This is a genomic window from Paenibacillus sp. FSL L8-0663 (genome assembly GCF_038008125.1).
GTDB lineage: Bacteria > Bacillota > Bacilli > Paenibacillales > Paenibacillaceae > Paenibacillus > Paenibacillus polymyxa_D.
On sequence record NZ_JBBOYM010000001.1, the window covers coordinates 4795540 to 4817540 of the forward strand.

At 46.7% G+C, this 22001-nt stretch carries 22 protein-coding genes; 7 read left to right on the forward strand and 15 right to left on the reverse strand.

The genetic code is table 11. The features are described from left to right. Positions 1-5 precede the first annotated feature (5 nt). The 8 genes from MKY75_RS21290 to MKY75_RS21325 all read right to left on the reverse strand — a co-directional run bounded on the left by MKY75_RS21290 (position 6) and on the right by MKY75_RS21325 (position 7623). Positions 6-578, reverse strand: a complete 573-nt coding sequence (locus MKY75_RS21290; protein ID WP_029519317.1) for a TetR/AcrR family transcriptional regulator — start codon at positions 576-578, stop codon at positions 6-8. 205 nt (positions 579-783) lie between these two features. Beyond that, positions 784-2085, reverse strand: coding sequence for a pyrimidine-nucleoside phosphorylase (locus tag MKY75_RS21295; RefSeq protein WP_029519318.1), 1302 nt, complete (start codon positions 2083-2085; stop codon positions 784-786). Between the two features lie 32 nt (positions 2086-2117). After that, positions 2118-2825 carry a purine-nucleoside phosphorylase gene (gene deoD, locus MKY75_RS21300; protein ID WP_023990381.1) on the reverse strand — a complete coding sequence of 236 codons (708 nt, stop codon included), beginning with the start codon at positions 2823-2825 and terminating at the stop codon, positions 2118-2120. A gap of 97 nt (positions 2826-2922) precedes the next feature. Next, complete coding sequence (gene deoB, locus MKY75_RS21305) at positions 2923-4104, reverse strand: phosphopentomutase (RefSeq protein ID WP_318628103.1); 1182 nt, start codon at positions 4102-4104, stop codon at positions 2923-2925. A 32-nt stretch (positions 4105-4136) separates the two neighbouring features. Further along, positions 4137-5315, reverse strand: a complete 1179-nt coding sequence (locus MKY75_RS21310) for a NupC/NupG family nucleoside CNT transporter (protein WP_209949885.1) — start codon at positions 5313-5315, stop codon at positions 4137-4139. Between the two features lie 75 nt (positions 5316-5390). Further along, positions 5391-5786, reverse strand: coding sequence for a cytidine deaminase (locus tag MKY75_RS21315; RefSeq protein WP_029519322.1), 396 nt, complete (start codon positions 5784-5786; stop codon positions 5391-5393). Positions 5787-5816: 30 nt separating this feature from the next. Then, positions 5817-6479, reverse strand: a complete 663-nt coding sequence (deoC, locus tag MKY75_RS21320; RefSeq protein ID WP_029519323.1) for a deoxyribose-phosphate aldolase — start codon at positions 6477-6479, stop codon at positions 5817-5819. 208 nt (positions 6480-6687) lie between these two features. Next, positions 6688-7623 carry a sugar-binding transcriptional regulator gene (locus MKY75_RS21325; protein ID WP_023990386.1) on the reverse strand — a complete coding sequence of 312 codons (936 nt, stop codon included), beginning with the start codon at positions 7621-7623 and terminating at the stop codon, positions 6688-6690. Between the two features lie 275 nt (positions 7624-7898). Here MKY75_RS21325 and MKY75_RS21330 point away from each other — a divergent pair, with 275 nt between their 5' ends. After that, on the forward strand, positions 7899-8312 hold the full coding sequence (locus tag MKY75_RS21330) for a chemotaxis protein CheW (protein WP_029519325.1): 414 nt from the start codon (positions 7899-7901) through the stop codon (positions 8310-8312). Positions 8313-8372: 60 nt separating this feature from the next. Here MKY75_RS21330 and MKY75_RS21335 read toward each other — a convergent pair whose 3' ends face one another. The 5 genes from MKY75_RS21335 to MKY75_RS21355 all read right to left on the reverse strand — a co-directional run bounded on the left by MKY75_RS21335 (position 8373) and on the right by MKY75_RS21355 (position 14651). Then, positions 8373-9491: a slipin family protein gene (locus MKY75_RS21335; protein WP_029519326.1), complete on the reverse strand. Its 1119-nt coding sequence runs from the start codon at positions 9489-9491 to the stop codon at positions 8373-8375. A gap of 835 nt (positions 9492-10326) precedes the next feature. Further along, positions 10327-11178 carry a fibronectin type III domain-containing protein gene (locus tag MKY75_RS21340; RefSeq protein WP_430025439.1) on the reverse strand — a complete coding sequence of 284 codons (852 nt, stop codon included), beginning with the start codon at positions 11176-11178 and terminating at the stop codon, positions 10327-10329. Between the two features lie 430 nt (positions 11179-11608). Then, complete coding sequence (gene ribD, locus MKY75_RS21345; RefSeq protein WP_029519328.1) at positions 11609-12709, reverse strand: bifunctional diaminohydroxyphosphoribosylaminopyrimidine deaminase/5-amino-6-(5-phosphoribosylamino)uracil reductase RibD; 1101 nt, start codon at positions 12707-12709, stop codon at positions 11609-11611. After that, positions 12706-13470: a GTP cyclohydrolase II gene (locus MKY75_RS21350; RefSeq protein WP_029519329.1), complete on the reverse strand. Its 765-nt coding sequence runs from the start codon at positions 13468-13470 to the stop codon at positions 12706-12708. Before MKY75_RS21350 ends, ribD begins: the two co-directional genes overlap by 4 nt. Before the next feature lie 83 nt (positions 13471-13553). Beyond that, positions 13554-14651 carry an FAD-dependent monooxygenase gene (locus tag MKY75_RS21355; RefSeq protein WP_340886471.1) on the reverse strand — a complete coding sequence of 366 codons (1098 nt, stop codon included), beginning with the start codon at positions 14649-14651 and terminating at the stop codon, positions 13554-13556. Positions 14652-14917: 266 nt separating this feature from the next. Here MKY75_RS21355 and MKY75_RS21360 point away from each other — a divergent pair, with 266 nt between their 5' ends. Beyond that, positions 14918-15253 carry a winged helix-turn-helix transcriptional regulator gene (locus MKY75_RS21360; protein WP_013312049.1) on the forward strand — a complete coding sequence of 112 codons (336 nt, stop codon included), beginning with the start codon at positions 14918-14920 and terminating at the stop codon, positions 15251-15253. Positions 15254-15401: 148 nt separating this feature from the next. Here MKY75_RS21360 and MKY75_RS21365 read toward each other — a convergent pair whose 3' ends face one another. Further along, the gene (locus MKY75_RS21365; RefSeq protein WP_013312050.1) at positions 15402-15794 is read right to left on the reverse strand and encodes a winged helix-turn-helix transcriptional regulator; all 393 of its coding nucleotides are present in this window, start codon (positions 15792-15794) and stop codon (positions 15402-15404) included. 148 nt (positions 15795-15942) lie between these two features. Here MKY75_RS21365 and MKY75_RS21370 point away from each other — a divergent pair, with 148 nt between their 5' ends. Together MKY75_RS21370 and MKY75_RS21375 are read left to right on the forward strand one after the other, a co-directional pair. Then, positions 15943-16461: a DJ-1/PfpI family protein gene (locus MKY75_RS21370; RefSeq protein WP_069011589.1), complete on the forward strand. Its 519-nt coding sequence runs from the start codon at positions 15943-15945 to the stop codon at positions 16459-16461. Between the two features lie 193 nt (positions 16462-16654). Next, entirely contained in the window at positions 16655-17356 is a 702-nt protein-coding gene (locus tag MKY75_RS21375) for a YoaK family protein (RefSeq protein WP_029519333.1), read from the forward strand. A gap of 12 nt (positions 17357-17368) precedes the next feature. Here MKY75_RS21375 and MKY75_RS21380 read toward each other — a convergent pair whose 3' ends face one another. Next, positions 17369-18544, reverse strand: coding sequence for an alanyl-tRNA editing protein (locus MKY75_RS21380; protein WP_069011590.1), 1176 nt, complete (start codon positions 18542-18544; stop codon positions 17369-17371). 238 nt (positions 18545-18782) lie between these two features. Between MKY75_RS21380 and MKY75_RS21385 the strand changes: the two genes are divergently transcribed. The 3 genes from MKY75_RS21385 (at position 18783) to MKY75_RS21395 (ending at position 22001) form a co-directional block, all read left to right on the forward strand. Beyond that, on the forward strand, positions 18783-19316 hold the full coding sequence (locus tag MKY75_RS21385; protein ID WP_069011591.1) for a MarR family winged helix-turn-helix transcriptional regulator: 534 nt from the start codon (positions 18783-18785) through the stop codon (positions 19314-19316). A 134-nt stretch (positions 19317-19450) separates the two neighbouring features. Beyond that, the gene (locus MKY75_RS21390) at positions 19451-20767 is read left to right on the forward strand and encodes an HlyD family secretion protein (protein WP_340886474.1); all 1317 of its coding nucleotides are present in this window, start codon (positions 19451-19453) and stop codon (positions 20765-20767) included. Beyond that, positions 20751-22001, forward strand: coding sequence for an ABC transporter permease (locus MKY75_RS21395; protein ID WP_069011593.1), 1251 nt, complete (start codon positions 20751-20753; stop codon positions 21999-22001). The genes MKY75_RS21390 and MKY75_RS21395 overlap by 17 nt, the downstream gene beginning before the upstream one ends.

A 22001-nucleotide genomic window follows, 5' to 3' on the forward strand; every position in this document is an offset into this window, starting at 1 on the left:
GTTGTTCAGGCCCGAATCAAGCCATGCCAGTAAATATCCCAAGAGCTTTCCAGACGCAGATCAAAACCGTCGGTGCCGTTGTACACCAGTTCTACCAGCATGCCTTCAATCAAATTCATATAGGCTGTCGCGGCAGATTGAGCTGGAACACGAAGTTTAACCGATGTTTCAGTTGCCAGTCGCCCGTGTACCAAGCTGGTTTTATGCTGTACGTAGCGTGTGACCAAAGCCTGAACCTGGCTTTCCAGTGCAGATGGAATCAGAAAGCCGATATACAGAATCAGACGCAAATTCATAGCACTCTCATAGCGTTCCTTAAATTCAACGATTAGTCCGCGCAGGACAACTTCAAGTGATTGTTCGGATTGATCTTGAAAATAACGATCCAGTTCCAAAATCTCTTGATCCACCGCATCCTTAAATATGTCTAAAAACAAATCATCTTTGCTTTTAAAATGAGCATAAATGGACTGCTTTTTAATCCCTACCTCATCAGCTATCAGTTGCAGAGAGGACGCATCGTATCCCTTTTTCGCAAATTGCTGCAAGCTAACTGTTTTAATTTTCTGTAGTGTCATGCTTTTCCTCCAATACCTTACGAACGGTCGTCAGTTTATGGGTTCAGTATATTACCCTCACTTGAAATTGACAACCCCATTTTTAAATTCTGCCGTTCAATTGTCTGAGAACGAGGACAACAGAAAAGCCGGAAGCACCCTAAACTTAGGGCCTCCGGCTTCATATGCATGCTACTAATACGACTTTATGAATAGGGCTTATCGCTTACTCTGTCACTGTTCCGTAGATTAGCACTGGCGCTTCCGCATGATCCGCAATACGGATGTTCGCGTAGATTTTCTCCAGCACTTGGGCTACATCTTCACGGTTCGCATGGATGGTAACCAGTGAATCGCCTTTTTGAACAGCATCCCCGACCTTTTTGTTCAACATCAAGCCGACAGCCAGATCAATCTCGGATTCTTTGGTCGCACGTCCTGCTCCAAGCAACATCGCTGCGGTACCGATTTCGTCAGCCACGATTTCAGCTACCACACCGTCCTGCTTCGCAGGCACCTCAATAAGATACTGTGCTTGCGGCAAGCGTTCAGGATGATCCACTACAGAAGCGTCACCGCCCTGATTCGCAATAAACTCTTTGAATTTTTCCAGTGCTTTGCCATTACGAATGACTTCTTTGAGCTTCTCTTCGGCGTTATCGAGGGAATCTGCCTTCCCTGCCAAAAATACCATCTGACTGCCCAAAGCCATGCACAGTTCTTCCAGATCTTTGGGTCCTTCGCCGCGCAGCGTATCAATTGCTTCTTTCACTTCCAGTGAGTTCCCGATGGCCAGACCCAGCGGCTGACTCATATCGGAAATGACTGCCATCGTTTTGCGACCCACATTGTTACCGATGCTCACCATGGCATGTGCCAGTGCTTTGGCATCATCTACAGTTTTCATAAATGCGCCTGCACCTGTTTTTACATCGAGCACGATGGCATCGGAGCCAGCAGCGATTTTCTTACTCATAATCGAACTGGCAATCAGCGGAATCGAGTTGACCGTCGCCGTAACGTCACGCAGGGCATACAGCTTTTTGTCCGCAGGTGTCAGGTTACCGCTTTGTCCGATGACCGCTATTTTACTGCGATTCACCAAATCCACAAATTCGTCCTTGCTGATTTCGACATGGAAGCCTGCAATAGCTTCCAGCTTGTCGATCGTTCCTCCGGTATGTCCGAGGCCGCGGCCTGACATTTTGGCTACCGGAATGTCCAAGGCCGCTACGAGCGGAGCCAGTACCAGCGTTGTTGTATCACCCACACCGCCAGTGGAGTGCTTATCGACCTTTACACCTTCAATCGCGGACAGATCAATGGTATCACCCGAATGAACCATCGCCATCGTCAGATCAGCGCGTTCGCGTTCAGTCATATCTTTGAAGAAAATGGACATCGCCAATGCACTGACTTGATAATCGGGAATTTCACCCTGAGTGTAGCCTTGGATAATAAAATTAATTTCCTCCGTACTCAGTTCTTTTCCGTCACGTTTTTTCTCAATCAAGTCTACCATTCTCATATGTCATTTCTCCTCACTGTGCGTATGATCGTTTACAGAGATACTGCTGTATCCAGTGCAACTTCCATCATTTCTTTAAAGGTCGTTTGCCGTTCTTCTGCGGTCGTTTCTTCCCCCGTCAGCAAATGATCGCTTACCGTCAGAATCGTCAGTGCGTTTACGCCAAACTTGGCTGCGAGCGTGTATAAAGCTGAAGTTTCCATCTCTACACCCAGCACGCCGTATTCCATCAGCTTTTGTACCACTGATTTATCATCACGGTAGAAGCTGTCTGAGCTGAATACATTGCCGACATGCATGTTCAAGCCTTTGGCAACACCACGATCATAAGCGCCCTTCAATAGATTGAAGCTGGCAATCGGCGAGTAGTCGTAGCCACCAAAAATATGGCGATTCATACCGGAATCCGTACAGGATGCTTGTGCCAAAATGACGTCACGAACGTGTACATGCTCCTTCATTCCGCCGCATGTACCCACGCGGAACAGGTTTTTCACACCGTATTCGCTAATCAGTTCGTTGACATAAATACTGATAGACGGCAGCCCCATCCCAGTTCCCTGTACAGATAGGCGTTTGCCTTGGTACGTACCCGTGAATCCGAGCATTCCGCGCACCTCGTTGTAGCAGGTCACGTCCTCCAGATATGTTTCAGCAATAAATTTTGCCCGTAGCGGGTCTCCTGGCAGCAAAATCGTTTCTGCAATCTCTCCAGGTTTGGCTCCAATGTGTACACTCATGTTTTTATTCCTCCGTCCCATTTGTCCGTGCTTGTATCGTTATTTATACCGTTACATTAATCTTTGTAATCTTGCTTGTACTCTTGCGGGCCCTGGATTACTGAAGCTCTGCCAAAAAGCTCGTTCCGTGTTCAGGCAGTTTTACACCAAAGTTATCTGCTACGGTCGCTCCAATATCAGCAAAGGTTTTACGAACCGCAAGTTCCTTGCCCCCAGCTGTAAAACGCGGGGAATATACCAGCAAAGGTACATATTCGCGGGTGTGATCCGTTCCCCGATACGTCGGATCATTCCCATGGTCTGCAGTGATGATCAGCAGATCGTCATCGGTCATTTTAGCAAAAACCTCTGGCAAACGCGCATCGTAATCGTCCAAAGCTTGACCATATCCCTGTGGATCACGACGGTGACCGTACACAGCGTCAAAGTCCACCAAATTCAGAAAGCTTAATCCGGTGAAATCCTCGTCGAGCGTGGCCACCAGCTTATCCATGCCGTCCATATTGGACACCGTACGCACCGCCTTCGTTACACCCTCGCCGTCATAAATGTCAGAGATTTTACCCAAGGCGATCACATCCAGGCCTGCATCCTTCAGCTCGTTCATTGTAGTGCGACCAAATGGTTTGAGCGCGTAATCATGTCGATTAGAGGTACGAGAGAAATTCCCTGCCTCACCTACGAACGGACGGGCAATAATGCGACCCAGCATGTACGGATCTTCCAGCGTGATTTTACGGCAGAACTCGCAAATCTCATAGAGCTCCTTCAAAGGTACAACTTCCTCATGCGCCGCAATTTGCAGCACAGAGTCCGCCGAGGTATAGATGATGAGCGCTCCAGTTTTCACGTGTTCTTCGCCCAGCTCATCAATGATTTCCGTGCCGCTAGCAGGCTTATTGCCAATCACTTTGCGGCCTGTGTGCTCCTCAATGCGTTGAATCAGCTCATCCGGGAACCCATCAGGAAATACACGGAAAGGAACTGCAATATTCAAGCCCATAATTTCCCAATGACCCGTCATCGTATCCTTGCCATTGGACGCTTCCTGCATCTTAGTGTAATACGCGAGCGGCTTGTCGGCTGCTGCCACTCCTTCTATGGAACGAATATTGGACAGACCGAGCTTGCCCATATTCGGCATCTTCAGACCGCTGCGTTCGCGCGCAATATGACCGAGTGTATCTACATCATAATCATCAAACTGGGCAGCATCCGGCGCTTCGCCGATACCAACCGAGTCCATAACGACCAAGTGAATCCGTTTAAATTTAGACATTATAAAAATCCTTTCCTGACTCGCTGTTTTTTTTACAAAAACAACCCTGCAATCGTTGCCGACAGCACGCTAACCAGCGTTGCCCCGTACAACAGCTTCAGACCAAAGCGGGCCACCACATTTCCCTGTTTTTCATGCAGACCCTTCACAGCCCCGGAAATGATACCGATGGATGAGAAGTTAGCAAAGGATACGAGGAATACCGATACGATCCCGATTGTACGCTCCGACAAGCCTGTTTGCTTGGTCAGATCCAGCATGGCCACAAATTCGTTGGATACGAGTTTGGTAGCCATAATGCTGCCCGCCTGAACGGCTTCGTTCCACGGAATACCCATGACAAAAGCGAAAGGCGCAAACACATAGCCAAGCAACGCCTGAAAGCTGATTCCAAACAACCAGGAGAAAATCCCGTTAACCATGGCAATCAGCGCCACAAAACCGATCAGCATCGCAGCTACCGTAATCGCAACCTTAAAGCCGTCCATAATATACTCCCCGAGCATTTCGAAGAAGGACTGCTTCTCTTCCTCCTGAACCTCCAGTAAATCGTCTTCCTTCTCAATCTTGTACGGATTAATAATAGAAGCGATAATGAAGCCGCCGAACAGGTTCAATACCAAAGCTGTGACCACATATTTGGGGTTTAACATTTGCATGTAAGCTCCCACAATCGACATGGACACCGTAGACATCGCAGACGCACACAGCGTATACAACCGATGTTTTGGCAGCAGACCAATTTGCTTCTTAACGGAAATAAACACCTCGGATTGACCCAAGATAGCCGAAGCTACAGCGTTGTAGGATTCCAGTTTACCCATTCCGTTTACTTTGCTCAAGACAAGCCCGATATATTTAATAATAAAAGGCAACACTTTTACATATTGCAAAATACCAATCAACGCGGATATGAACACGATTGGCAGCAGTACACCGATAAAGAACGGTGCTGCTCCTTCATTCGCAATTCCGCCAAAAACAAAGTTAATCCCTTCAGTTGCATATGCCAAAAGACTATTAAAACCTTCTGCAAAGCCTTTGACCAAAAATTCGCCAATTCCTGTATGCAGTAATACGAAAGCAAGCGCTGCTTGCAGAACAACCATAACCACCAGCGGACGATACCTGATTTTGCGCTTGTCACTGCTGGCAACGTAAGTAAGTGCAAATACAACAAGCAGTCCTACCAGAGCGATTACATATTTCATTTAATTTCCCCCTTATTACATTAAGCGCTTACATTCCCCATAAAAAGAACGCGCCCCAAAGAGGCATTCTTTTTTTTATTTCCCCAGATCCGCAGGTCGAAAGGCACCCGGCAGTAATTGATCCACCGTCCACTCTTCCGTGTTGCCATGAAGGTTTGTCAGATAAATTTTGGTATCTTGATGAGCAAATTCGGAAATGACCTGACGACAGGCCCCACATGGAGACACAGGCCCTTCCGTATCAGCTACAACCGCAATCGAATCAATTTTCCGGCAGCCTTCGGATACCATTTTAAAAATCGCTGTCCGCTCTGCACAATTGCATAAGCCGTAGGAGGCATTTTCCACATTACATCCGTGATAAATCGTGCCATCGCTTCCGAGAACCGCAGCACCCACCTGAAAATTCGAATACGGAACATACGCCTGTTTACGCGCCTCAAGCGCTTTCTGAATCAATTGATCCTTCATTGCGAATCCCTCCATGACTTTAAAATAAACTTAGTAGGAAGATGTAGACTGCTCGCCCTCGATGATCTTCACACCGGAACTTGCACCGATCCGGCTTGCGCCAGCTTCTACTAATTTTTGCACGTCTTCCAGACTGCGTACGCCGCCAGAAGCCTTGACACCAATCTCAGGTCCTACCGTTTTGCGCATCAAAGCCACATCTTCCGCAGTAGCTCCACCTGTTGAGAAGCCTGTCGAGGTTTTCACAAAATTCGCCCCCGCTTTGACGGACAGCTCACATGCCAGTACCTTCTCTTCGTCAGTCAGCAGGCAGGTCTCGATAATCACTTTTACCAGTGTACCAGCAGCTGCTTCCACGACCGCACGGATGTCCTGCTCGACGAGCTGTACATCACGTTCCTTCAAAGCGCCTATGTTAATAACCATATCAATTTCAGTCGCTCCGTTAGCAATAGCATCTTTCGTTTCAAATGCTTTCGTTGCGGACGTGCTCGCTCCCAGCGGGAAACCGATAACTGTACAGATGGCTACGCCTGTGCCTGCGAGCTGTTCTGCTGCATAAGCTACCCACGCCGGGTTCACACATACAGAAGCAAACTGATATTTTTTTGCCTCGGCAGTCAATTTCGTAATTTCATCCTTCGTCGCATCTGCACGCAACAATGTATGGTCGATTAATGCTGCAATGTTCATATCTAAAAGCTCCTTCATTAGATAAATAGTTGAAGACAAAAGTCCTTTATTTCTCTGTGATGAGATCATCATAGCACGGCTTTGAACATATGTAAAACACATTTTGAAATTATGTTCACGCTTGTACATAAGGCGTTCACCTACCATTCATATTACCCTGTAGGCACACGCCATAACCGTGTATTTTGCTGGATGGAGACGACTTGCTCTATTGTAAAAGTGCTTGTGCCGTAAACTGATCCGTCACCAAAATATTCGCATACTTGCCACGCAGCGATGCCCGAATGGCCTCCACTTTACGCTGGCCTCCAGCGACGAGAATGGACTTCTCCTTCTTTCGCAAATCAGGCAAATCAATCCCGACGGTACGACTATTGATTTCCTGACTGCATATATTGCCCTCAGCGTCAAAAAAGCGTGAGCAAATATCGCCCTTGCCAATTCTTTGCAGTAGCTTCTGCTCTTCCCCGTTAAAATAACCCAATCGGAACAGCAACGCATCCTCCTTGACCGTCCCCACCGTAAACACCGCGATGTTCGCCTGCTTGCCAAGTTCGATGATACGCTGGATATGCCGATCCTCCTCGACCATTTTCTTAACGGCGTGACTGTCGAAAATTACAGGCAGCGGCAAATACCTTGCTATGGTATGAAAGGCTTCTGCGAACAAATTCACGGTTTCCACAGCATATGTGTTGACATGTGAATGGCTCACGCCTCCCTTGAGCTGAACCACCTCAACTCCCTTGACCTGCTTTTGTTGGAGATGAAGCGCCACGGCATGCATGGTTGTTCCCCATGTCACTCCAATAATATCAGCATCCTGTACCGTTTCATGCAAATAATCGGCTGCTTTTTTGCTAATATGCTTCTTGATCTCCTGATATTCATTTAACGGCGAATAACAGACTAACACAGTATCCAGTCCGTATTTCTTCTTCACCTGCTCTCCGAGCGCGTCCATATCCTCCATCGGGTCCACAATACTAATCCGCACGTATCCTTGTTCCTTAGCAGCCTGAAGTAACCGCGATACCGTAGGACGCGAAACCCCGAGTCTGACCGCGATATCTTGCTGGCTGTAGTCGTTTAGATAGTATAATCTGGCTGCTTCGATACTTAATCGCTGCTTTTCATGATCCACTCTACCTCAACCCGCTTATCTTAAAATGTAGTGCCATCGGACACAGCTTTAGTCCCAAACATTATATATGAAGGGAAACTTGAAGCCACGCCTTGGCCGTATGGTTGTTATTTTGGAAGATTTAACTGCTCGTTTGTGATATTCTGTGAGTAACTACAACCATTTTACCGCATCCTCAACTTTATCGTTCCATCTGTCAAAACGCAATAGTTAACCCATTTTACCGCTCAATCACAACCTGTGATGGCTCATCTGAATAGATAAGGAGAATTGTTATGTCTGAATTTATTGTGTGCAGTCTAGCGGACAAAAAGTTCGCTTTAAACTTTGTGGAAGTAGAAGAAGTCATGAATGCTAAGAAGGGAACTCCGCTTCCCTTTTCCGAAGCATGGCATGAAGGAATGGTGACTATTCGCGGCAATGTATTTACGATCCTTAATTTACGCAAAAAACTGCTTCTTCCTGCATCCAGCGATTCCTCCGAGGACAAAATGATTTTGCTCAGCCGTGCGAAGATTGCTCTGCTTGTCGATCAGGTGGAGGACACGGCTTCTGCCGAGGACAGTCAGCTACAAAGCAATGAGGAAGAGTGGCAGCGCGAGTTGTTCCCTACCGTGATGGAGCATCAGGGTACCCTCATTCCGGTGATCGATATGGACGCTTTTCTCGCATCCACCAAGACGAACTAAAACGCAAAATACTCCCGAACCTTGAGGCGGCTTGCACTCATCGTTCGGGAGTATTTTCAGTTATTGGAGTCCCTGCCCCTCTTTCATGTGAACCAGCGTGTTCAGCTGCTCCAGCAACGTATTCCCGCCAGTTAGCGAAATCGTGCCAATCTTCTCGCAGATTTTTTCCATGAATTCTAGCTCTTTGAGACGATAGAGAGTGGCGTTCTCGTCCATCAGCTTGGCCGTATTGAGCAGACTACGAGTGGATGCCGTCTCTTCACGTCGTGTGATGAGGTTGGCCTGTGCCTTCTTCTCTGCCAACAGCACCGTATTCAGAATATCCTTGATATCCCCCGGCAAAATAATATCCTTCACCCCTGCTGACGTAAAAGTCACTCCATATTCGTCGCTCTGCTCATTCAGTCGAGTCAAAACATATACCGCAATCTCCTGCTTCATTTTCAGCAAATCATCCAGCTTCATCGTGCCAACGTACTCGCGCAGCAACAGTTGAAGCATAATGTACATTTGCTCCTCGTATGCCCGGAATTCTAATGCCCGCAATGGGTCGATGATACGGTACTGACAGACGAAGTTGAGGCGCAGCGTAATTTTGTCCTCTGTCATGATTTCCTGTCCCATCAAGTCCATTTGCTGTTGGCGCATATCTATCGTTTTGATCTCTGTATTCACCGTGGACATCCAGAAATAATATTTACCCGGTTTCAGCTCACCCTGCAACACATTATCGTAATACAAAAATCCTAATTCATAGCTGCCCACCTGAAGCGCCTTCCAGAAGCCCGGTGTCTTGGACAAGAATGCTTGCCCCAATGCCTTATCAATTGCAGGCTGCCGAGTATCTGCACGAACAAAACGATGTTCCTTGAGCACGTTCCAATAAGCATATTTCCCAGCCGTCAGCAGCTCCACAAACCGATTATCCTCATAATGCAGCACATATTCATGGTCCTCTACATCAATGACATTCAATTGCTCAAGCAATAGGGGATCTGTCAAAAACAAACGAATATCATGGTCAGGTACAAAAAATGGTTCGGCTACATTCAAAATTTCAACCGCTTCCTGCTGAAATGTCTTCAATAGGTAAGTTCCTGGTTGCAACAATTTGTGGTAGCTTCCTTTTTTGAACAGCAATCCGCGCTCATCGGATTTAATTGTTATCTTCTTAAACATCGTATCACTCCTAGTATTTAGAATCCTCAACTTAAAAGAGTGCTTTTTTCTACGTGTGGCGCTCCGCGATCCATTTGATCTTCCGATCGCTGTTGCCCCTGAATTTTTGGATTTGATGAACCCCTTATAGGGTTAAACTTCAGGGGCAAAAGGCGAACGCTTCGCTTCTTCAGATTCAAATGGACCGCTCCGTAGCTGCCCGCCTTAAAATTAACACACTTTTAAAATGAGGATTTTTTATTTTTATTTGTTGTAGTAGGGTTAGGACCCTTGCAGAGCATCCCTCCGGTGTGAACGGCGGGGTCAAGCTTGAGGAAAAAGAAAGATACCGCCTGTTTTCGTGTTCTAAGGATGGGATTCATCAGCCCAACATCGACTGTGAATCCGTATCTCCGAAGCCTCGGGCCCTGTCGGCGCTTGCTCTCTCCGGTATCCGCTGGCCGCATAGCCATCGCCCCGGTATCTGTCATCAAGACCAGACATGGGATGCTCTTATCCGGGTCTTTTCATTGTTTTTATTCGATCATTCGAATACTCTACCAGAAGTCGCGTGGAAGGCGATTGGGAATCGAACCCTAATTGTTGGTGGATACGCAAGTTTACAGGATACCTGACCCCATCAGGGCAGGCACTGCGGGACCTTTGGAAATCCGCGCCTCGGTAATATCTTCCTGTATCAGCCTTTATCATTATCGCGTAATCTAGAACTCGCGAACATGGCGAAAGTATTACGACCCTATAAAAAACGAAAAAGACACAGGAGAAGCATATGTGCTTCCCTCGTGTCTTTCTCTCTATAGTTAACTAGTCGCGTTCGTATCTTAGGCCTGATCCACTAGGATGTTTTTTCGAAAACGGGATCAGCGCCTGGTGTTGGAAGTTCTGGAACGTCTGTCGTTGTTGAGGCAATCTGCTGGTGTGTATAGCTGAATGGAGGGGTCTCGTATTGCAATCCCGCCTTTTCATAGGTAAACCAATAGCTGACACCCTTCCCGATATCGAGGTCTGTTACCCGCTGCTCCCAGACACCGCCGTTGTTGGTCATTCGGTAATTGAGCTGTTGTCCACCCGTTAAAGTATAATGCACGTCAACATAGGCTGAGGCTGTTTTGGGTGTAAATTGAAGCAATGCTTCACGATCGCTGACAAAGCGAGCTCCTACTTTATAATCCTCCGTTTCTCCGCCGCCCTCATTACCGCCAGATGCTGCCTCCGTAGTTACCGATACAGCATGGCTTGCTGCAGATAGGTTACCAGCTGCATCGCGAGCCTTAACGGTAAAGCTGTAAGTGGAAGCTGCATTCAGCCCTGTAATTGATGCGGAAATACCGCTTATCTCTGCCGCCTGAGCCCCGTCCTTATAAACGATATACCCCGTAACGCCAACATTGTCTGTAGCTGCATCCCACTCCAGAGTGACTGTCGAAGCCGTTTTGGTCGTAACTCGTACATTCGTCGGGATGGACGGAGCCTCCGTATCAGGCTGCGGATTGCCACCGCCGCTTCCATTTCCGGCATTAAAGCTATTCGGCTGCACGGTAATACTGTGCCCATCTGAGAAGGTTACTGTTTTGACCTGGTCTGTAAAGTTGTAGGCCACATAGGTTTTTACACCGTTCTTATGAAATACGGCATAAATAGGTGAATTAGCGGTGATGCTGCGGTCGATGTTGCCTACAGCATCCAAATTATAGATCCAGTGGTAGGCATTCGCGTAATTATGTTTTCAAACTCACCCCATAAGACATTCACCCTATAAGTTATTCATCCCATTAACCATTCACCCTAATAAACGTTTAGTATATAAAAAAAGAATCCTCCAGGCCTTTTAGCCCTTCAGATCCTCTGTTTTGAATTTATAAGTTTTTGAGCCTTTGAGTTTTTGAGTATTTAGTTTCTTATGCCCTTCCCATGCTCCACAACATTTCGGAAAAAGAGTGACTTTGCGGTGGGCAGCAGCGGAGCGAAGGGGTTGCATCTGGAGAAGCGGAAGCGTTCGCCTTTGCAGTGGGATTCTTACCTTTAAATCTCTCATACAATCCGAAGAATCCCACTGCAACAGCGATCGGATGATCAACCTCTCCGCGAAGCGCCTCCTCCACCCGAAAACAACTCACTCATTTTCCCCGCTCAAAATACCCTTCTATTTTCCAATCTACACCAACCTGTGTCACGCTCAAATCATGCAATGCCACCGCATCGCTCATCGCAGACACGCCTTCTCCCCCGAGAAATCCCGGGGCTGCACGTCCTCCAACCAGCTTCGGCGCCATATACAGCACCAGCTTGTCTGCCAGCCCTTGCTGCACGAACGAAGCGTTCACTTCGGCTCCGCCTTCCACGAACACCGATGACACCTCCGCTGCCCCCAGAATATCCAACATTTGCGGCAGGTTAACCCGATCGCTGTTTTCATCCTGTGTCGGATATACTTTTACACCCAGCTGTTCCAGCTGGCTTCGCTTGCCTTCATCGTAGGCCCGTCCTGTGAATATCCAGGTCGGAGCCTCCCCATCTGTAATGACACGAGCATCCAATGGAATTCGAAGCTTACTATCCAGAATGATACGAATCGGATTCCGTCCTTCTGGTAGACGAGTCGTAAGCTGAGGATTATCATGAATCACGGTCTGTACACCGACCAGGATTCCTACATGCTCGTGACGAAGACGATGCACATCCTCCCGTGCAGCCTCAGATGTGATCCACTTGCTTTCAGAGGTTCGAGTTGCAATTTTACCGTCCAGCGTTACTGCTGATTTGATCGTAATAAAAGGACGCTTGCTCACGATATATTGATTGAACACTTCATTCATGCGGATGGATTCCTGCTCACATACGCCGACAATGACCTCAATGCCTGCATCTTTCAAAATCTGCACCCCTCTGCCGGAAACCAGCGGGTTCGGGTCCAGCGCTGCAATCACCACTCGACGAATACCAGCCTTCACAATCGCTTCCGCGCACGGGCCTGTCCGGCCGTGATGGGAACACGGCTCCAGCGTTACGTAAATCGTCGCTCCCTGAGCGTGTTCACCCGCCATACGCAACGCATGAATCTCGGCATGTGGCTCGCCGGGCTTCAGATGAGCGCCGATCCCAACGATACGGCCGTTGTTGACAATGACTGATCCGACGAGCGGATTCGGTTCTGTTTGCCCTTTAGCACTTCTGGCATTTTCCAGTGCCAGGCGCATATATTTTTCGTGAGTGGTCATAGAACCTCCCTGAGATCGGAATCCCGCAAATGGCCGGATCGTTCCACTTTTGTATTCAAATACCGTTCATTATATTGCGACACATCGCCCCAGAGCGGCATACGACCCGCCACATTCATACCCGATTTTTTCAAGGCATCCAGTTTTTTAGGATTATTTGTAATCAGGGTTACCGGCTTTTGTCTCAGGTGACGGAGCACACTAATGGCATCCGCATAGTTGCGTGTATCATCTTCAAAACCCAATTGATGATTGGCTTCCACGGTATCCATGCCTTCTTCCTGCAGAATATAAGCCATTGCTTTACTAAACAAACCAATTCCGCGGCCTTCATGGTTAGCCAGATAGAACAATGCACCCGTTCCATGTTCCACGATCATTTTCATGGACTGGTGGAGTTGAAATCCGCAATCACAACGCTTGCTACCAAAAATATCTCCAGTATGGCAAATACTATGCATGCGAACTAATGCATTTTCCGACTGCTCGAGATCGCCGTACACCAAAACGCTTGACTGTTGTCCCTCTGCCAAATCCAGTGTGGACAATCGCTTCACAATCGTCTCAGCGGTGGCATTCAGTAAGTCCTGACGATCTTCCTCATCCCGGACAGGCAACCAGCAATACCACTGAAAAACAACCGTTTCTCCTTCCAAATTAACTGGCAGCTTGATCGGTCCTACCAAAATCGTCGAAGATTGCTCTCCGCGAACGGTTTGAATTTTATCGTTAAGTAGCGTAGCTACATCTTTTTGGTTCATCTCTCTGCACCATCCTTTATATAAGCTCTATATAGAAAATGCCTAATTCTTTAAAGGCTAATCGTTATTGTTAGGGTCATAAATCATTGAACTCTGTGTAAGAAATGTTCATGAAACGTGGATTCCATCGTCAGTTGCCGTTCCTGAAGCTCGGTGACAGCCTGCCGTCGTCCGTCTTCGAACGCCTTTAGGTCTTCTGCGGTATAGCTCTTCTGTCGTAAACGAAGAAGCTCACTGGCTAGCACATCGGCATCCTTCAAAGCTGCATTCAAGCCAAAAGCTCCGGTAGGTGTCATGGTATGCGCCGCATCTCCAATAAGGACCAGTCCGTTCTGCGTCCAGGTGTCACTACGACTGCTGAAAATATCCAACGGTACGAAGTCCTTCCATGAACGAATATGATCATGCACACTATGCTTCAAATCTGGAAAAGCCTCTGTAAACCGTTGTATAAATGGTTCAAAGGATTGCTTAAACAGGGTTGGAAAGCTACTCTCCTCCACATTCCAGCCAATTTGAATATATCCCTCAGCCTGAGAGAATAAAGCCAACTGACCTCCATTGACCAGTGCCAGACGAGTGACGGGCTCCCACCCAGCAGGTGCCGTAATTTTCGCCCATAGCAGATCATAGCCGTGTCGAATGTTCGTCACAGGCATCTGCGCCAGCTTGCGCACAGTCGAATAGCGACCGTCTGCCCCTACAATCAACGAACTGTCAATCGTGATCTCATGACCGTTCTTATCGCGGGCGATCAAGCCCGTGTAGCCCTGCTCGCTGTTACCTTCCAACGCAGTCACAGTTGTACCCGCCAGGTAACGGAAGGACTCGTAGGTTGACGCCTGTTTGAGCAAAGCCTCCAAAAATCGAGGCTGTGGAATATGAACCCCCACATTACCATCAACTGATACTGGCTTGACCGTCTTCACTTGCCGCTGATGCCCCCAATATTCGATCCTTGTGGAGGCGAGAACATAGTTCTCATGAATTTGTTCGAGCAGCTTATGCCTTTGGATCACTTCCTGACCCTCATCATTCAAGATTTCACCGCGAAAGGCCTTTCCCGCTATGCTCTGTCGCTCAATCAATATCGTGGATACACCCTGCGCCGCCAGTAGACAGGACAACAAAGTCCCTGCGGGTCCCCCTCCAACTACGCACACTTCACATTCCAGCTTCATCCGACTTCCCCCTACACCCAAACCATAACCTCAACGATTAGTTCGTACCTGTTCATTTAATTACATCATTAATAATATCAAAAATAACATCAAATTAAGTTTAAATTTTAAGTATTCATATCTTAAGCTCCGTCTCAAAGCTAACAAGTTACTTTATGTAACAAAGTATATTTATATCATATCATTTCGTCAAGTAATAAATTTATGTAAAGTAAAATCATTTACTTTTAACAGTGAATCGTTAATAATAAGCATGAGGTGATCACATGAACATTCCGCAGATGTGTCCACGGTTTGAAAAGGCTATGGAACTACTGAGTAAGCGTTGGACGGTATTGATCGTATTTCAACTAACGAATGGTCCGCAACGTTTCGTCGCTATTGAGAATTCAATTCCTAATTTAAGTGGAAAGGTCCTTTCGGACCGTTTGAAAGAGCTGGAGGAAGAAGGAATCATACAACGTATGGTTTATCCTGAGAAGCCCGTACGGATTGAATACTCTCTTACGGATAAAGGACGCGATTTAGCTCCTTTGTTTGACCATATCGGTACTTGGGCTACACGCTGGATTGAGGTTCTACCAGCACTTGAACAGCAATGATTCTTATTGAAGCAGCTTCACGTCTACCGCTATTGTTCCTAGACTAATATGATAAAAACACAGACTGCTAACATGCCAAAGAACGCCTTTGCTCTAAGTACAATTGTACTCATAGTGCAAGGCGTTCTATTTTTCATATGAAGGAACTTTAAACGTTTCCCTCACCGCTGCGTTGCATTTCCTCACGTATGGATTGCACCCGTTTTTTCCCCCAGTCATACATCATCTCCACAATGGGTAAAATCGTCATCCCCAGCTCGGTCATCGAATACTCCACCTTTGGAGGTACCTCGGGATACACTTCCCGGTGCACAATACCGTCCTCCATCAACTCCCGCAACTGATTGGTCAGCACTTTATGCGACAGCTTCGGAAACAGCCTTTGCAGGTCACTGAAACGATGCGCTCCTTCCACACCCAGATGCCATAAAATGACGACCTTCCATTTTCCGCTTAACACTGACAAGGTTAGTTCCTTTTCGCAGTTATAGTCTCCGTTAACGATCTTCTCCCGTATTTCTTCTCTTAGCGTATCAGACATATATAATTAACTCCTTCTAAATCATCATGGTCTTGCACTCTAATAGTAACCTGCAGGTAACCTCCGTACTTGAAAGTGCATTCTTCACAGCCTGACGAAGCCATCCTACAATAGTAGATAACGTTACACATTCAAGGAGGAATAAAGTATGAGTAAAAAAGCTCTTTTTATTATACCCCCAGAGCGCTTTAATGAGGATGAATTGTTTAAACCGAAGGAAGCGCTGGAGCAAGCAGGCGTTACCGTGACCCTAGCTAGTACAAAAACAGGCGAAATCACGGGTGACTACAACGGTAAAGCGACAGCTGATCTTGTTTTTACAAACGCTGTGCTGGCTGATTATGATGTAGTATCTGTGATCGGCGGATCAGGTACGAATGACCATCTGTGGAATAACGCGGATCTCCAAACTCTGCTAAAACAAACTCATGAGCAAAAGACTTTATTGGCTGGCATCTGCGCAGGCTCTGTAGCCGTGGCTCAAACCGGACTACTCTCTGGTAGAACGGCTACATGCTATCCAGTGGATATACAAAAGGATCAGCTTCAAGTGCATCAAGCCGAATATCTCGCTCAGCATGTCGTTGCGCATAGCGACATTATTACAGCCGATGGCCCAGATGGTGCACAGGAATTCGGCGCAGCCCTCGTTCAAGCTCTGCAATAAGCACATTCTCGAAGTTCCAGATGACACTTTAAACAGCACTCCAACAAGCCGCATCACGTCCTTTCTATTGTATGGGACCTGATGTGGCTTTTTTGTGTCATTTTCATGCTTAAGTGATTAATTTAATTGTATGGTCCTGGATTTTCGTGTTAGCTTTAAACAATCGACGTTTAGCATAGGAGGCTTATATGCCGTGTTTATGAAAGGCAAAATACATTTACATCAGGTAACGTCCGAATCGTTGCGACTGGGCGCCTTACTATCATTAGTAGGGGGCTTTTTGGACACATATACCTTTGTTGGAAGAGGCGGTGTTTTCGCCAACGCACAGACAGGCAATATCGTGCTGCTGGCTGTCAAAGTCATTCAGGGGCACTGGATTCAGGCGTTATCCTATATCCCGCCCCTGATCGCCTTTTCACTGGGGGTTTTTGTTGCTGAAGGGATTAAACGAAAATCAACCCACCGTTTAACTCCGGACTGGACCCGCGCAATTCTTTTACTGGAAATTGCGATTTTTTTCATCGTGGGATTGATTCCGCAAGGAGTTCCCAATACGGTAGTGGTGGTGATCGTCTCGTTCGTCGCTTCCGTGCAAATGACTTCCTTCCGCAAGCTCATTGATGTGCCGTACACCTCCACGGTCAGCACCGGTAACCTCCGATCAGCTATCGAGGCTGTGTATGTCGCCGTAACGACCAAGGACACGAACGCTGCCATTCGAGCGATGCGTTATGGTGTCATCCTGGCAGCCTTCTTGGTAGGAGCCTTGCTGGGGGGATTTCTAACTTTGACAATTGGGGATAAAGCCGTTTGGGGCGCTGTTGTTGCACTTATTTTTTCTTTTATTTTATTTACAGAAAAGGAAAAGTGGAAGCTTCCCCTACGCCACTAATCCTCCATTACATCAGCCCTGAACGAACTGGCGCTGGGCCGTTTCAAAGAAATTCAAAAGGTCTTCACGGGACGGGAATGCAGCCTGAGCTGATTGGTTGCTACCGCCCCCCTTACCGTGAAATGCCCCCAGATTCTCTTTCAAAAATGCTCCGCAGCTAACAGACTGGGTGCCGTTATGTGCCAGAAGGATTTTGTTTTCTGCTGTTGTGGCAAATAGAACAAGCAAATCATGCTCAGCTGTCAGCTTGGTAGCCAATTGCTGCATGTCCTGCAGGGATTTTTGTTCGAATACATGAGCAAGAACATGCCCCCGCACAGCAGATAGCAACTCTTTCGCCTGGTACGAAGCATTTTCCTCTTGTAGGAGCTCCACTTGCGCCTTAAGCTGTTTATGCTCCTGCTCCCACTTTTCGAATCGGGTCAAAATATCTTTTCGCCCGGTATTGAACTTCATAGATAACACGTCCAATATCTGAACACTATCGTTAAAATCCTGGAGTGCGCGAGCGCCACATTTGAAATGGATTCTTGCCATCCCCTTCTGCTTCTCCCATTTTAAGCATTTAATGATTCCAATTTCCCCGGTCTGAGCTACATGTGTGCCACCGCAAGCATTATATTCAATGCCCTCGATCTCGACAATCCGAATATTTTCTGTCACTTTGGGCGTTTTCACAAGCGGAATGTCCTTCAATTGCTCACGGGTTACAAAATAACTTTTTATGCTGCGATTACTATAGATTTGCTGATTTACTTCCTGCTCGATTGCCGATAGCTGCGCAGGCGTTATATCCGAACAGTTCACATCAATCGTGTCATATTCTTGTCCCAGATGAAAGCTTTCCGTACGGGCACCCAACAACTCTAGACAAACCGCTGACAGCAAGTGCTGCCCGCTATGCTGCTGCATATGATCAAATCTGCGTTCCCAATCCAATCGGCAGGCTACTTTCCGATCCTCCGGCAAACGCTCTACCTGATGCCAAATATCCCCTTCTTCGAGAACAACATCTAATACACGGACGCCCTGAATTGTTCCTGTATCACAAGGCTGGCCTCCACCATGCGGATAAAAGGCCGTTTCCTCCAGCGTAACCAAATATTTTCCGTCTCTTTCCATGCTCTGTGTAATATGAGTGTCCCACTCCGTAAGATTTGGAGCAGTGTAGTATAATTTTGTCGTCATTCCAGGTTCCTCACTTTTGGGTTTTTGGTCTCGTGCGATATCCACTTATTATCAAGCACTTCATTGTAAATATCAATGTAGGGAAAAGCTTGAACCATGGCACGAACAACCTCCATATGGTGAACAATCGCATGACGATTAACAAAGTTTAGCTTGAAATTCATTTTTGAATAGATTAAGATTAGTCGGCTAACTAATTTATTGATTGGAACATACTGTAAGAAGAAAGGAGAACCTTATGGATTTTGATTTACGGGACTTGCCCACTCGTGAGGCGCTACAAGAATTTTCTATGCGTATCCCCGAGATTGATGTAAGAGCAACAGAAGCTATGCTATTTTTTATGCGGGTATCTTCCAGCGTCTTTAAAGTCAGCTTTGAGGGCTTTGAGAAGTTCGGTATATCTCATGGGAAATTTTCAATATTAATTCTTCTGTACCGCAACATCCATACAGGATTGCTGGCTACAGAGCTTGCGGAGAAAGTAGGGGTTAGCAAGCCTACTGTTACCGGTCTGCTTGACCGCCTGGAACGCGATGGGCTTATTATTCGATCTGTTCATCCTTCCGACCGCCGTATGAGCATTGTTAAACTGACCGAACAAGGAACAGAAATGATGGAAAGACTGCTGCCTATACATTTTACAAGCACTTCCACACTGATGAGCCACCTGTCCACCGATGAAAAGGAATTGCTCCTGACGTTACTGCAAAAAATAGAAAGTGGCATCCCTCAAGCAAAAGAGATATATAAAGCAACAAAACCAGAATAAGTTTTAATTTTGCGTTTTAGTTAGCCGACTAACTTTTAAATTATTAAATAAAAGAATAAATAAAATGTACATATCAGGATATTTATTCGAGTCTATGTTTAACCCATTTTATGAATCTAAGGAGCGTATTACCCATGAATCGCACACAAGCCACCAGCCTCATCATCCCTCTCATTTCTATCGCCTGTCTGATCGGCGGGGGTTTCCTGCTCCAGACCAACGGACAAGATCAAGTCAATGCTTCGCGATCCGTTAAAGGCACAACACTAAATGCGGATAGCATTCATGTATCTTTTGAACAAGTAGGAGGCAAAGTCCTGAACATCCCGGTAACAGAAGAAACGAAGGTGAAAAAAGGAACTGTCCTTATGACTTTGGATTCCACAGATGTGGATCTGCAAATTGAGCAGCTGCGGACACAAATTGCCCAGTTCAATACGCAAATCAGCCAACAACAACAATCCATCAATTTAGGCTATACACGGGCAGCAACTCAGGAAAAACAGGCACAGCTAGATATCGCGCAAGCTCAAGTGACTGAGAGTAAAAGTCAGGCAGCATTGCAGCGGGCACAAGCGGCTGAGCGTCAAGCCACTGCTGCGGAACAACAGGTCAATAACGGGGTTCGGGATGAAGATGTTCAGCAGCAACGAATTGCTGTAGCCTCAGCAACCAAAAACGTTCAGACTGCGCAGACCAACTATAAGCGTAATAAAGCACTCTATGATGCAGGAAGTGCATCCAAAGCAGCGTTGGATGATGCCGAATCCTCTTTGACTTTAGCGACAAATCAGTTGAGTCAGCAAAAAGAGGCTCTACAAAAGCTACTTCATGGTGCCACTTCTGAAGAACGTATGCAGGCCAGTGAACAGACGACACAAGCAGCCGTTTCGGTAAAACAAGCCGAGGAAGAAATTCGCGGTGCCCAATTGTCCGTCGATCGTTCCAAGACCCAGCTGGAAACCATTCAGCAGAGTCGTCAACAGTTGGCAGATCAGAAGCTGGCTATTGACCTTTTAAAGCAACAAAAAGACACACAGGAAGTTCAGCTTAAAACGTTGCTGCTCAAAAAAGAACGCCTGGTGTTAAAAGCACCACAGGATGGCAAGGTGACTTCGATTAGTACCAAAGTCGGCGAAAATGTGGCGCAAGGTGCTCCTGTGATTACCCTGGAAACCAACGATTTATATTACGATCTCTATGTGAATGAAGAACAAGCGGGGAAATTCAAGGATCAAGAAATTAAAACTCATATCTCTGGTCTCAATAAGGACTTGAAAGGTACGGTACGCTATGTAACTGCTGCACCACAATTCGCTAATGTGAAGATGTCCCGTGAAAAAGGAGAAGCAGATACCGCTACATTCCAGATACGTGTATATGTAACAAGAGAAGCAGCTTTGCTACCAGGCATGACAGTTGAGGTGAATACAAATGAAATCTCTTCGTGATGAATGGTCGTATCTGGTTCACTCCAAGTATCCGATTATAGCTATTATCTTCCCATTGATTGCCGTACTGGGGTATTCACTGTTGCTCCCAAGCAGCCAAATTAACGACGCTAACGTGGTAGTGGTGGATCAAGATAACACAGCTTACAGCCGTGAGTTCATTCAGAAAATAGATGCTTCCCCGTATATGAACGTAGCTGAGATTGTTTCGTATACGGACAACCCTGAACAGTATTTTTATCATGAGCAATATTTGGCTGTTATTTCATTGCCGCATGGTTTAGAGGACAATCACAATCGTTCCCTCTCCAGCCGCGTGGGTCTCATTCTCGATAATACCAATGTACAATCTATTACTTCGATTCGTACAGCTATGCAGGAAATTAGCGTTTCCGAGAATATGGAACTGTCTGTTCCAGCTATGTTGAAAACCGGGATGAACGCAGAACAGGCTCAAGGGGCCCTCAATGGTATCGCCTTGGAAGTGCGTTCCATGTTTAATCCAACGAATGACTATCAGAATACGACGATACTTGCATTCACTTGTATGTTCTCTTTTATGATACTGAATATAAATAGCTTACCTCTGGTCGCCAGACTCCGGGTTTCCAAGAGGCTGGCTGCTGAGCTGCAAAATCCGTTCAACATCCTGCTGCGTATGCTTCCTTATACGCTGTTTTCGACGGCTGGCTTAATCTTCTCTCTAGGGATGCTTAAAGTGTTTGGGGGAGGCCGTTTCGAGGCCAATCCAATTCTCTTTATAATTCCAGTTGTCCTGTATGTATTCGGTACCGTTTGTATCAATGTCCTGGTTGCATGGGGCGCTGCACATCCGGGAATAGCCATTGGCAGAATGGTGATGATACTCATGCCTGCTTTTGTTCTATCAGGGGCTGTTCTTTCCAGATCACTGTTTCCACCTTTAGCGATTCAAATCGGTGATTTCTTCCCCTTTGTATGGATGTATAAATTCCTGCGCACTATGGGTCTGCGTGGTGCACCTTTGCAGGAGATGCTTCCCGAACTCGGTTCTCTGTTACTATATGTGGGTGTACTCTCCTTGCTGGTGATCGCCAGAGCCCTATGGGAGAAACAGAAGCTGGCCAAGCAGACTGCGGGCACTGCTTCTGAAAAGGGATTACCACATCCCGTTGTTCCAGCAAGCACAACTGGCGGCGGGTTATCTATGCAAGGGGCACCATCAGCACCTATGCACGAGCCTATAAAAGGATAG

What these genes read in the sequence shown, in the direction of transcription:
- MKY75_RS21370 (WP_069011589.1), top strand. Translation starts at nt 15,943, where the DNA reads ATGAGTAAAAAAGCTCTTTTTATTATACCCCCAGAGCGCTTTAATGAG.
- MKY75_RS21360 (WP_013312049.1), top strand. Translation starts at nt 14,918, where the DNA reads ATGAACATTCCGCAGATGTGTCCACGGTTTGAAAAGGCTATGGAACTA.
- MKY75_RS21290 (WP_029519317.1), bottom strand. Translation starts at nt 578, where the DNA reads ATGACACTACAGAAAATTAAAACAGTTAGCTTGCAGCAATTTGCGAAA.
- MKY75_RS21385 (WP_069011591.1), top strand. Translation starts at nt 18,783, where the DNA reads ATGGATTTTGATTTACGGGACTTGCCCACTCGTGAGGCGCTACAAGAA.
- MKY75_RS21350 (WP_029519329.1), bottom strand. Translation starts at nt 13,470, where the DNA reads ATGAACCAAAAAGATGTAGCTACGCTACTTAACGATAAAATTCAAACC.
- MKY75_RS21335 (WP_029519326.1), bottom strand. Translation starts at nt 9,491, where the DNA reads ATGTTTAAGAAGATAACAATTAAATCCGATGAGCGCGGATTGCTGTTC.
- MKY75_RS21330 (WP_029519325.1), top strand. Translation starts at nt 7,899, where the DNA reads ATGTCTGAATTTATTGTGTGCAGTCTAGCGGACAAAAAGTTCGCTTTA.
- MKY75_RS21365 (WP_013312050.1), bottom strand. Translation starts at nt 15,794, where the DNA reads ATGTCTGATACGCTAAGAGAAGAAATACGGGAGAAGATCGTTAACGGA.
- ribD (WP_029519328.1), bottom strand. Translation starts at nt 12,709, where the DNA reads ATGACCACTCACGAAAAATATATGCGCCTGGCACTGGAAAATGCCAGA.
- deoB (WP_318628103.1), bottom strand. Translation starts at nt 4,104, where the DNA reads ATGTCTAAATTTAAACGGATTCACTTGGTCGTTATGGACTCGGTTGGT.
- MKY75_RS21315 (WP_029519322.1), bottom strand. Translation starts at nt 5,786, where the DNA reads ATGAAGGATCAATTGATTCAGAAAGCGCTTGAGGCGCGTAAACAGGCG.
- deoD (WP_023990381.1), bottom strand. Translation starts at nt 2,825, where the DNA reads ATGAGTGTACACATTGGAGCCAAACCTGGAGAGATTGCAGAAACGATT.
- MKY75_RS21390 (WP_340886474.1), top strand. Translation starts at nt 19,451, where the DNA reads ATGAATCGCACACAAGCCACCAGCCTCATCATCCCTCTCATTTCTATC.
- MKY75_RS21395 (WP_069011593.1), top strand. Translation starts at nt 20,751, where the DNA reads ATGAAATCTCTTCGTGATGAATGGTCGTATCTGGTTCACTCCAAGTAT.
- MKY75_RS21295 (WP_029519318.1), bottom strand. Translation starts at nt 2,085, where the DNA reads ATGAGAATGGTAGACTTGATTGAGAAAAAACGTGACGGAAAAGAACTG.
- MKY75_RS21380 (WP_069011590.1), bottom strand. Translation starts at nt 18,544, where the DNA reads ATGACGACAAAATTATACTACACTGCTCCAAATCTTACGGAGTGGGAC.
- MKY75_RS21355 (WP_340886471.1), bottom strand. Translation starts at nt 14,651, where the DNA reads ATGAAGCTGGAATGTGAAGTGTGCGTAGTTGGAGGGGGACCCGCAGGG.
- MKY75_RS21310 (WP_209949885.1), bottom strand. Translation starts at nt 5,315, where the DNA reads ATGAAATATGTAATCGCTCTGGTAGGACTGCTTGTTGTATTTGCACTT.
- deoC (WP_029519323.1), bottom strand. Translation starts at nt 6,479, where the DNA reads ATGAACATTGCAGCATTAATCGACCATACATTGTTGCGTGCAGATGCG.